This is a genomic window from Metamycoplasma arthritidis (assembly GCF_900660715.1).
Lineage (GTDB): Bacteria > Bacillota_I > Bacilli_A > Mycoplasmatales > Metamycoplasmataceae > Metamycoplasma > Metamycoplasma arthritidis.
The window spans coordinates 699,764-711,238 of record NZ_LR215047.1 but is presented as its reverse complement, the minus strand read 5'-3'; the positions used below and the strand labels follow the sequence as shown (position 1 = coordinate 711,238).

At 30.0% G+C, this 11,475-nt stretch carries 8 protein-coding genes; 2 read left to right on the top strand and 6 right to left on the bottom strand.

Annotated features, from left to right (window positions below; all coding sequences use genetic code 4):
- Positions 1-96: 96 nt before the first annotated feature.
- The 6 genes from EXC42_RS02825 to EXC42_RS06440 all read right to left on the bottom strand — a co-directional run bounded on the left by EXC42_RS02825 (position 97) and on the right by EXC42_RS06440 (position 8,393).
- Positions 97-2,250 carry a Tex-like N-terminal domain-containing protein gene (locus EXC42_RS02825; RefSeq protein ID WP_012498480.1) on the bottom strand — a complete coding sequence of 718 codons (2,154 nt, stop codon included), beginning with the start codon at positions 2,248-2,250 and terminating at the stop codon, positions 97-99.
- Between the two features lie 290 nt (positions 2,251-2,540).
- On the bottom strand, positions 2,541-2,786 hold the full coding sequence (locus tag EXC42_RS06450; RefSeq protein WP_012498479.1) for a hypothetical protein: 246 nt from the start codon (positions 2,784-2,786) through the stop codon (positions 2,541-2,543).
- A 178-nt stretch (positions 2,787-2,964) separates the two neighbouring features.
- A complete protein-coding gene (gene dnaK, locus EXC42_RS02815) occupies positions 2,965-4,761 on the bottom strand; it encodes a molecular chaperone DnaK (protein ID WP_012498478.1) in 1,797 nt (598 codons plus the stop codon).
- Positions 4,762-4,996: 235 nt separating this feature from the next.
- A complete protein-coding gene (locus EXC42_RS02810; protein ID WP_012498462.1) occupies positions 4,997-5,392 on the bottom strand; it encodes a hypothetical protein in 396 nt (131 codons plus the stop codon).
- A gap of 173 nt (positions 5,393-5,565) precedes the next feature.
- The gene (locus EXC42_RS06445; RefSeq protein WP_041914114.1) at positions 5,566-5,943 is read right to left on the bottom strand and encodes a hypothetical protein; all 378 of its coding nucleotides are present in this window, start codon (positions 5,941-5,943) and stop codon (positions 5,566-5,568) included.
- 155 nt (positions 5,944-6,098) lie between these two features.
- Entirely contained in the window at positions 6,099-8,393 is a 2,295-nt protein-coding gene (locus EXC42_RS06440; protein ID WP_012498461.1) for a hypothetical protein, read from the bottom strand.
- A gap of 281 nt (positions 8,394-8,674) precedes the next feature.
- Here EXC42_RS06440 and mnmE point away from each other — a divergent pair, with 281 nt between their 5' ends.
- Positions 8,675-10,003 (top strand): tRNA uridine-5-carboxymethylaminomethyl(34) synthesis GTPase MnmE, encoded by a 1,329-nt coding sequence (mnmE, locus tag EXC42_RS02795; RefSeq protein ID WP_129648963.1) that lies wholly within the window; start codon positions 8,675-8,677, stop codon positions 10,001-10,003.
- A gap of 2 nt (positions 10,004-10,005) precedes the next feature.
- On the top strand, positions 10,006-11,355 hold the full coding sequence (gene rlmD / locus EXC42_RS02790; protein WP_012498459.1) for a 23S rRNA (uracil(1939)-C(5))-methyltransferase RlmD: 1,350 nt from the start codon (positions 10,006-10,008) through the stop codon (positions 11,353-11,355).
- The last annotated feature ends 120 nt before the right edge of the window (positions 11,356-11,475 follow it).

The window sequence follows — 11,475 nt, the reverse complement described above, 5'->3', positions numbered from 1 at the left end:
TTCTTAGGATATTTTTTCATAATTATATACTAATTGCTATTATTAAGCAAATAGTTAAATTATTTTTCATTAAAAGCAAGATCTAATTATGAAATTTTAGTTTCAAATGAGTTTAGCTTGAATTCTCTCACGCTCTTTGTCAATGCTAATAATTTCAATTGTTCAATTTTCACCAACATTAAGTATTTCCGAAGGGTGTTTGATAAAACTTTCGTCATCTTTTTTCATGTTAGAAATATGTACTAAGGCAGATTGTTTAATTCCTAAAAAGAAAAATGCTCCAAAATCAGTAACATTAATAACTTGACCAGTATATCTTTTACCAATTTCTAAGTCATCAACTGTTAAAAGTTTGTCCGATAGAATAAAGCCATCTTTATCATCACGAATATCTTTGCCCGGGCTGATTAATGAATCTAAAATTAAAGAAATATCATATTCATTAGTATTTAGTTCTTTGGCAAGTTTTTCTTTATTGGCTTCCATTAAGATATTTTTATCCAAATTTTCAACATTCAAATTAAGTGCTGCTAAAACTTTATTAGCTAGTTCATATTGATCGGGGTGAATATTTGTTTTATCATAAAAATTAGTTGAATCATGAATTCTTAAAAATCCCACTGACTGTTCATATGCTTTGGGTCCTAATCCTTTAACATTTTTAAGTTCTTCACGATTTTTAAAATTACCATTTTTTAGACGATGTTCAACAATGTTTTTAGCAATTGTATTAGAAAGACCAGAAATGTGCGACAAAATAATTTTTGTAGCACTATTAAGATCAACCCCAACCATGTTGACAACTTTATTTACTTTAAAATCAAGTTCAGAAGTTAATTCTTTTTGATTAACATCGTGTTGATATTGACCTACCCCAATAGATTTGGGTTCGATTTTAATTAATTCATTTAAAGGGTCTTGAAACCTTCTTCCGATGTTAATCGCACTTCTTTCTTCAACTGAAAGGTTTGGAAATTCTTCTTGAGCGATTTTAGAAGCTGAGTAAACTGAAGCTCCAATTTCAGATACTACAGCAAATCTAATATTTTCATTAGGATGTTGAACCTTACGATTTTGAAGGAGATTACTAATAAATTGTTCTGTTTCGCGTGAAGCTGTACCGTTTCCAATAACAATTAAATCGATGCTATATTTATCTAATAAGCCATTGACTCTAAGAGTAGCATTTTTTATTTCACTTCGAGGCTCATTAGGAAAAATTAGTCCTTTTTCTAGGAAATTACCATTTTCATCTAATACTGCTAGTTTGCAACCATGTACATAAGCTGGGTCTATTGCAAGAATTTTTTTATTCTTTGTAGCTGGAGCCAGAAGCATTTGTTCTACATTGTTGGCAAAAATTTTAATTGCTTCAGCTTGAGCTCTTTCGAATAATTCACTTTTGATTTCGCGATCAATTGATGGTAGAATCAAACGTTCCAAGGCATCTCTTGCACAATCATTAGTAATAAATGCGGTTCTTTTATTAACAAAATAACGATTACTCAAGTCATAAACTAATTTTTTGACCGAATAATCGAAAGTGTAGCTAATAATTTTTTTGTCCTCGGCGCGCGAAATTGCTAAGATGCGGTGATTAGGAATTTTTGAAATTTTTTCCCCAAATTCATAATATTGTAAAAAGACTTGTTTGGGGTCTTGGGCATCTTTTTTTAGCGCCGTTTTAATTCAACCATATTGATAAATTTCTTTTTTGATATTTTCTCTTGCTTCAATATCTTGTGAAATAATTTGCGCAATAATGTATTTGGTTTGCCCAATGACCGCTTCGGTGTTTGGTAGTTTTTCACTAATGTATTTAGCAGCTTCTTTAAAAACATTGAAGCTTTCATCACGATTTTGCATGATGGTTTTGGCAAGTGGTTCAAGTCCTAAGGCAATAGCTTCAGTAGCTTTTGTCTTTTTGCCGATTTTAAATGGCTCATAAATGTTTTCTACGGCTTGCTTGGTGCTTGCTTCAAGAATTTTTTTGTTAAGTTCGTCAGTTAATAGTCCTTTTTCTTTCAAAATCTCAATTACGTATTCTTTACGCTTTAGTAATTCAACGTCATATTGATAAAAGTCATTAATTTGAGCTATTGCTTCTTCATCAAGACCACCAGTTACATTTTTTCTGTAGCGAGAGATAAATGGAATTGTGGCTCCTTCGGCTAATAGTTTCAGAGTTTCTTCGACTTGTTTCTCTTCTAGTGCTAATTTCTTAGCGACATTTAAAACTGATATATTCATTTCTTTTCCTTATTAATAAATAGAATAACCCAAAAAAATATTTTTTTAGTGTTTTCGAAATCAAAGCTGAGACATTTTTTTTTTTTTTTGTTTAGGAAAAGTAGACTAAATTACCAAATAATTTAGATAAGAAATGATAAAAAAATGCTTGATGAAACATAAAATTAGGCAAAAGAATTAACACTGAAAGTTATCTCTTTCATTGTCATTAATCTATCGACACTATTAAAAAATAATTTGTCTATTTTTCTAAAAAATATTAAAAATATGCGGGTTTTAGGCCGCATATTTTATTTTGCTTTTTGGTTTTGCTTATTTTTTTCGTCTTGCAACATAAGCACACCCACTACAATTCCAATAACAGGAATAAAAATTGCGCCAATTAGCAATCCACCATATAAAGAATTATTTTTCTTAAACGATCTTATAATCGCCAAAATATTAAATACTAATGCGATTGGTCATCCAAAAAGCGTTAATGCCAAGCAATTAGATACAATAACTCATATTGCTAGATCCTTATTAGTCATATTCATTTTTAATAATTTCCTTTATATTTTTATGAAATTATAGTTCATAATTTGCTACATTTTGTTTATTTGCTTGGTTAAACAATTAAATAATTGCAGTTTGTTTAGTATTTAGCACTTTAAAATTGATGCGAGGTCTAATAAAAAAAGAGGCTAACAAACCTCTTTTAATTATCTTCTTAAATTATTTATCGCTGTTTTTATTTTTTGATTCATCATCAGAATCAGGAGTTTGGTTTTTTGCTTGCTCTTGAGCAAATTTAGCAGCAGCTTGCATGCTTTGATCGAATTCGTTTAATTTCTTTTCTAACTCATCAAAGTTTTTATCAGCAAGAAGTTTCTTAAATTCTTCTATTTGTTTAGTAATACCTTCGTAGGCACCGTTTTTTTCAAGTTCAGCTTTATTAGCTTCGGAAGTCTTTTGTAAATCATTAATTGTTTGTTCAGCTTTAACAGTAAGTTCGATTTCGCGACGTTTTTTCTTATCGGCTTCACGATTTTCTTCGGCTTCTTTAACCATTTTTTGAACTTCGTCTTCTGATAATTTTGAAGTATTTTTTATTGTAATGGTTTGTTCTTTTTGGGTTTTCTTATCTTTTGCTGTTACTGTTGTAATACCATTAACATCAATTGAAAAGCTTACTTCAATTTGTGGAACACCACGTGGAGCAGGCTCAATTCCTTCTAATTCAAATTGACCTAAAATCTTATTATCAGCAGCCATTTGTCTTTCGCCTTGTGTTATTACGATTGACACAGCTGGTTGATTATCGGCGGCTGTAGAGAAAACTTGTGATTTTGTTACAGGAATAGTTGTATTTCTTGGAATTAAGGGGGCAACTAAATTTCCTTCAACTACGATTCCTAAAGTAAGTGGAGTAACGTCTAATAGTAAAACATCTTGAACATCACCAGCTAAGATAGCTCCTTGAATAGCGGCTCCAACACTAACTACTTCATCAGGGTTAATAGAATTGTTAGGTTTTTTATTAATGGTATCAGCTACTAATTTTTGAACAGCGGGCATTCTAGTTGAACCACCAACTAATAAAACTTCATCTAGATCATTAATTTGTAATTTTGCTTCGCTTAATGCATCTAATAGTGGTTTTTTAGTTCTTTGTAGTAGATCGTCAGTCATTTTTTCAAACTCCGATCTTTTTAGTTCCAATTCGACATTAATTGGTCCTGTTTGTGACATGGCCAAGAATGGTAGAGAAATATTAGCAACCATACTTTCAGAAAGAGTAATTTTTGCTCTTTCAGCTTCTTCTTTTAGTCTTGCCATTGCCATTTTTTCAGTTTCTGGGTTATAGTTGTATTTATTTTTAATTTCTTCAACCATTCATTTAACAATTGCATTATCTCAATCATCACCACCCAAATGGTTGTCCCCCGAAGTAGATAGTACTTGAAATGCGCCATTTTCCATTTCTAAAATTGAAACGTCAAATGTTCCTCCACCAAGGTCGAAAACTAAAATTTTATGATTTTTATCCTTGTTTTTGTCCAACCCAAATGCCAAAGCTGCAGCGGTTGGTTCGTTAATAATTCTAACAACATCAAGTCCCGCAATAATTCCGGCGTTTTTTGTTGCTTCACGTTGAGCATTGTCAAAATATGCAGGAACAGTGATAACAGCTTTTTTAACGCTATGACCAATTTTCTTTTCAGCATATTCTTTCATATAAGAGAGAATAAGCGCACTAATTTCTTCTGGTTTATAATCCTTATTATTAGCGTGAATAGTTTTTGATGAACCCATTAATCTTTTAACTGAAGCAATGCTATCTGGGTTGGTTTCTAGTTGTCTCTTTGCAACTTCACCAACAACAGTTTCGCCATTTTTAAAAGCAACTACTGAAGGAGTGGTGCGCTTACCATTTGGATTTTCTAATACTTTGGCCTTGCCATCTTCTAAAATAGATACAACCGAGTTTGTTGTACCAAGGTCGATTCCTAAAATAATTTCTTTTGCCATAATTGTTTCCTCAAATTCGATTAATTTTTTAATTTTTTTAAATGTTTTTGATTTGTTTATATGAAGTATTGTAGCACATTTTTTTAGCACTCGCACAAATAAAGTGCTAATTTTTTAATTAATCTTTTCCCCTTTTTGAAAGGTATAAAAAAATATTTGCAAGCAATTTGCAAATATTTTTGTAAAAATTTAATGGTTTATTTCAGACAACAAATTATTATAAGCTTCTATACTATTAGTAAATAGCTGAATTTTGATCGTTTGAAATAGTAGTTGGGTTTTGAGGTGTGCTTTCTTTTGCGGGCGATTTTTTTGATAGTAAGACAATTGGAGCAATAATTCCAATAACAAAACTACCCATAACAATACTTAAAATGAATAGCACTCCAGCAGCGATATTGTTTTCTCTAAATGAAACAACGCAGCCCAATATGTTGCATATAAATGCTGGAACCGCTATTAAAAAGTTTAGAACAATTAGACCCAAGTATGATTGTAAAAATCTTCTAGCAGCAGTTTCATCTCCGGTTAGTAACACAAATCTAAATATTAAAGCAACCAAAACAATTCAAGATATCGAAATGATAAGGTTGAATATCAAAGACGAGATTGCTACAGCTTTTTTGTTCATTTTTTTCTCCTTATAAATTAGTTAAAATGTAAAGTTTAGAAATTATTTGATGTAAATATAATTATAAATAATTAGTTAGCGTTTGCGAAAAATTCAGCAAGCCGCCTAATTTTAAAAATACGCTTGTGTGCGTTTTGTATCTAAAAAATGCTTCAAAATTTTTGGTGATTTTATTAAGCTATTGGTGAATTTCAATTATTTGAATTATTATTTGATTCTGAAGTATTTTTATTTATTAGTGTTCTTTCTTTTCTTCAAGCAGTTTTTAGCAATGTTGCTGCAGCCGATAAACTGATAAAGTTTAGAAAAATTCCTAATATAAATGCAACACCTAACTTGTTTCTATTTGTTTTAAAAGCAACAATTGAAGCCAAAATATTGCACATTACTTTCCCTATGATAGCGAAAACAAGAAATGATATCAATACGGCTCTAATAGTTCCGCTATTTCATTCTCGCATAGTGCTGAAATTGTAAAAATATGTCAAAATGGCAACGTAGTATAAAATAGCAAAAATTAGAGTTAAAACACTTACAGCTTTTTTATTCATTTAAATCTCCTTTATTATGTTTATTTTGCACTATAATAAAGCGTTTTTCCTATTAATTTTAACAAAATATAATCGCCCTTTTGATATAAAAAATGTTAAGCGCTAACTATAAGAAATTACACTTAACATTTCTTTTGTAATTATTTTAAAAATTTTTAAGGCTGAAGGGGTTCATTTAGGTGAATATCAAATAATTTATCATTTTTTTCAATCCGTGATTTTAGAGATGCTTTGTTGACATGATAATTGCCATCTAATAGACGAATAGTAACAATCATTCTTTCGCCAATTTCACTATAGAATTTTTTATTTACATCTAATAGAAAGTCACCTTTTCTTACCTTTTTACCAACCGCTAAATAAACACGGTTATGTAGGCGTTGTTTGTGTGACTTTTCAAAGTTAGGATTTAGGTTAATTTCCATTCTAACTCCATAGATATTTAAAACAAAAAGATCTTTATTTTCAGAAACATATTCAATTGTTGCTTCGTTTGCTAAAACAAATTTACCGCTCGAAGCTAAAATATCAATACTATTTTCATTTTGATCCATAACATCACCTAATAGAGGACTTAAAATAGCAAAATCTTCAATTGGTGCGAGCGGGATTTCTTTGAGCGGATTTGGCTGAAAAATAATTGTCGTGGTTTTTTCGTTTAACACAGGTTTGTCTTCGACAATAACATTTTCCTTGTTTTCTGATTCTTGTTCTTTGTTTGTCGTTGTTGAAATTGATGAATTTTCGGTTGATAAAGTCGAATCTTTTAAAACTAATGGGCGGTCTTCTGGTGGCGTGATTTCTGTAGTTTTTTCATAATCCTGAACGATAGCCACTGGTTCTGAGGTTTCTGATAAATCTAGGTTTAAATCGCTACTTCAACTTTCATTAGTTACTGTTAAATCACTAGTTTTTTCAGTAGACGAGCTTTGCGGTTTGAAATTGTCGTTGTTGCTATAGTCATAGTTGATTTCTTCAGTATTTACTAGATTTTCACTAGTAATGTTGTGTGAAGTTTTTTGGGTTATTCTTTTTTGCTCGGAAGTATCTAACACAAGATTTTCATTTGTTAGTAGCTGGATATTTTTGCCATAAACCATTCCTGCAGAAACTAACATGTCAAGTTCGGTGTCTTTTTTAAACAATTTAGTCGTTTGATCAACTTGAGCGTTTTTTTCGTATTTGGGAAATACGATGTAATTTAAATCGGTTCCAAGTTCGTTTCTGTAAATCTTTGAACTTACCGAACCAAGACCAGGTAGTCCTACTTTAGTAAATTTAACATATAAAGCGGTTACGATTATTACCAATACACTAATTCCTAGGCCTACACCTAAGAATAAATATGATTTGTCAGAAACGCTAAAATCTTTAACAAACTCAATTAAATTAGTTGCACCAACATTCGCACCAGCTAAACTAGAGATTCAAGAAATTAGCGATCCGAAAATTGTTACATTAATAAAGAACATAAATGGTGAAGCTATTAATAAGGTTAATAAAATCACTTCATATCTACCAAAGAATAATGAAGCCATCATTCCGAATAAAAAGAATGGCACTGCGTATTTTTTCATATCACCTTTAATAGTGAAGCAGAAAAAGATAAATGAAATTAATGGTGCCACAAATATGCTAAGTGTTGCGGCTAAGTAACTTTGTTGGGTTGAAATTGCCATAAAACTATTAGCATTTTCAAATGGCAATGCAACAGAAAGAATTAACGAATATAGTAAATTCTTAATATTTACCGAGTCATTTGCCAAGTTTTCAATATTTTTTACGCCCGATTCCAAGCCATAAACCAACGATAAGATGAAACTTATATGTAGCAAGGCATTGAAAATAGCTACAAAAATTACTAAAATGAATGTTAGTAGAATACATCCTTTAAAAGTGTTGGTCTTTTTGGAAGTTTTATTTAATTTGCTTACCACTTTTGCAATTTGAATCCCCATAAAAAGGCCAACAAAAATATTTGGGCTAACAAATAAAATTCCAGACTTTTGAGAGATTATATCGATCACTCTTGAACTCGTTAATATCTTAGAATTGAAAAGTGAAACTTGTCCTGTTGGTGTCAAACTTATAAAAAATGATTGTGCACCAATAAAGAAGGTTCATCCTAGTACTGCTAGCGCCGCTCCTAAAGCGCGATTGGTACTAAAAGTAGAGGCAATTGTCAAAGTTATAAAAAACGGTATTAATGCTATTAAAATTTGAAATATGTCGACTACTTTTTGAAGATTAAGTTTGACATTTGTATTTAGTGTTACCTCTTCTAAAACTGCTTTGAAAATCCCTTCAACGATCAAGAAGAAAAGTAATAAAGCTAGTGGAATTAACATCACTCGCATATAATCGCCCATTCTTCTACGAAAGCGACTAATTACTTTGTCTTTTTTTCTTAGAATTTTCTCCTCTTCTAAAATAATTGTATTTGATTTCATATTTTTCCTCGTATCATTTTACATATTTTATTATATATTAATAAACACTATCTATTTTGATTTATCACTTATATAAGCACTAAATTCGGAATTCCATTTTCCATAAAGCGATTTTTTAATTAACGTAAAAAGACAAGTTATTAACATTAAATAAAGTAAAAAAATTCCATTATACAAGCAAAAATTTAAAATAAAACACCAAAAAACAATGCTTATTATTATTCTTGATTTAAATAAATAAAAATAAAAGGGAATTGACTTATTGATATAATCAATATATTATGTTCAACAACAATATAACAGCTATATCTTCAGGTAATATCAACCAAGCCATATCAATAATAAGAATTTGTGGTCCCGATGCCATAGAAATACTTAAAAAAATCTACACAGGCAAAATCGGTACAGACAAAACTATTACTTATGGATGAATTGTTGATAAAGATAAAACTAAAATTGACGAAGTTTTAGTTAATTTTTTTATTGGTAAAAATAATTATATAGGCGAAGATACCGTTGAAATTAATGCTCATGGCGGGGTCGTAGTTACTAATAAAATTTTGAATTTAATTTTAGCTAATGGTGCTAGATTAGCTGAAAGAGGAGAATTTACAAGACGGGCTTTTTTAAATGGTAGATTAAGCTTAGAAAAGGCTGAAGCAATAAATGCTTTAATTCATGCTAAAACTAATAAACAAGCAAAAATCGCAATTACCCAATTCGAACCTGAAATTAATCAACTAATTAACTCACTTGAAAACGAATTGCTACAAATCATATCTTTAGTAGAAATTAACATTGATTACTCAGATTACAACGATATTGAACAAATGGATAAGAACAAACTAAATAAACTATTAGATAACTTTCAAAAACGAATAAAAGTTGTTGTTGAAAAATCCGAAAACGCTAGTGATATTTATCGAGGAATTAATATTGCTATTGTTGGAAAACCAAACACCGGCAAATCTTCACTTTTAAACGCTTTAATTCAAAAAGATAAAGCTATTGTCACCGATATTCCTGGCACTACTAGAGATTTAGTTGAAGCTGAATTTGAAATAAATGGAATATTGTTTAGAATTATCGATACCGCCGGTATTCGTAAAACCGATAACGAAATTGAATCAATTGGTATTAAAAAATCATTAGAAGCTATTGACAATGCAAAAGTAATCATTCATTTACATGATCCACTTCAAAAAGATAGCACCGAAGATGAACAAATAAAAAAATTAGCTAAAGATAAAATTTATATAAATGTTTTAAACAAGCGAGATTTGATTAAAAATTTACCAGAGGATATGGTTTGTATTTCAGCTAAAGATAATAATTTATACGAGTTAAGAAACGCTTTAGTAAAAAAATATAACGATATTGATTTAGATGATAAAGAAGTTTTATATAACACGAGACAACTATCACTTTTAAAACAAGTGGAATATAATATTAATGACGCTTTAGAAGGTCTTGGACAAGGTTTTGGTCCGGAAGTGGTAATTTTAGATCTTACAAAAGCTTGAGAAAATTTGAGAAGCATTCTTAATAAAAGTCACGATAACGAAGCTTTATTAGACAATATTTTTAGTAAGTTTTGTTTAGGTAAATAATCATGGAACAGTACAAAATAAATCAAATCCTTAAAGCACAAAAAGCAACAGAATTTAGTTATGAAGGTTATGGTGTTATTAGGGAAAATGGCTATCCTATTTTTGTTAAAAATTTACTTATAGGAGAAGTCGCTGATATTCAAATAATTAAAGTAACAGCAAAATTTGCTATTGCGGAAATTTTTAATTTGATCGAAACTTCGCCAAAAAGAATTCCAATTAAAAACTATGAACTATTTAGATCATGCGCAGCTCCTTTAATGATTCTTAGCTACGAAGATCAGCTAGCTTTTAAACAAAAAATAGTAAACGACTTATTTTTACGGGAACTAAATTTTCGTAATGTTAAAGAAATTACTCCGTCGCCACTCGAAATTAATTATCGTAATAAACTGCGTGTTCACGTCGAATGCCAAGGAACGACTTTTAAAATGGGCTTTTATGTAAAAAACAGTCACATCCTAGTTGAGCAAACTTCTTATGATTTAGCTTATAAAGAAATTGGCAATATCTTAGAAGAAATTGATTTTTTATGTAAAAAAGAAGTCTTACTTGAAGATAACTTTATTAAGAAAAACAAAATAACTTCAATAACTGTTAAATATAGTGAAAAAACCGGTGAATCACAAGTAATTTTTGAATCACTCAAACAAGCACCATTTCCTGCATCTTTCATTAAAAGATTAATTGAAAAATTTGATAATTTGAATATTGTCCAAATCGTTTGCAACGAAGAGAAAACCAAAATATTGAAATTAATAGTGCTAGCTGGTAAAGAATCAATTGAATACAAAATAGATAAACTAAAATTTAATGTTTCTTCTCAATCTTTTTATCAAGTAAATGAAAAGCAGACAAACAAAATGTATAAAACGCTATTAAAATCACTTAACTTAACAGGGAGTGAATTTATCGTTGATGCGTTTGCGGGAGTCGGGACAATTGGAATGTATTTAGCAAAAAAAGCAAAGCAAGTTGTGTGTGTAGAAATTAGTAAAAAAGCGACACTTAACGGTAAAGAGAATGCCAAACTTAATTCACTTAATAATTTAGAATTTATTTCGGAGGACTGCAATCGCTTTTTTGATAAAGAGTGTACAAGAAGACAAAATATTGACGTAATCGTTTTTGATCCGCCTCGTGAAGGACTAAACAAAACAACGATAAACGCAATTATCCCCAAATCTTTAAAAAGAATAGCTTATATAAGTTGTAATCCGCGAACTTTAGTGCGAGATTTAAAATTATTTACATCAAAAGGTTACAAAATAGAGTTTGTTCAGCCATTTGACATGTTTCCGCAAACTTATCATGTTGAAACTTTGGCACTTTTGTCTAAAAGCGAGGTTTAATATATTTTTAAATTAAAAATCTAAACAAATTTGCATTCTCTCTTTTGACGACTTTTGTAATTTTTTTATTTTAGAACGTAGTTTAATGATCAAAATTCTTTCTATTAGATGAATTAATAA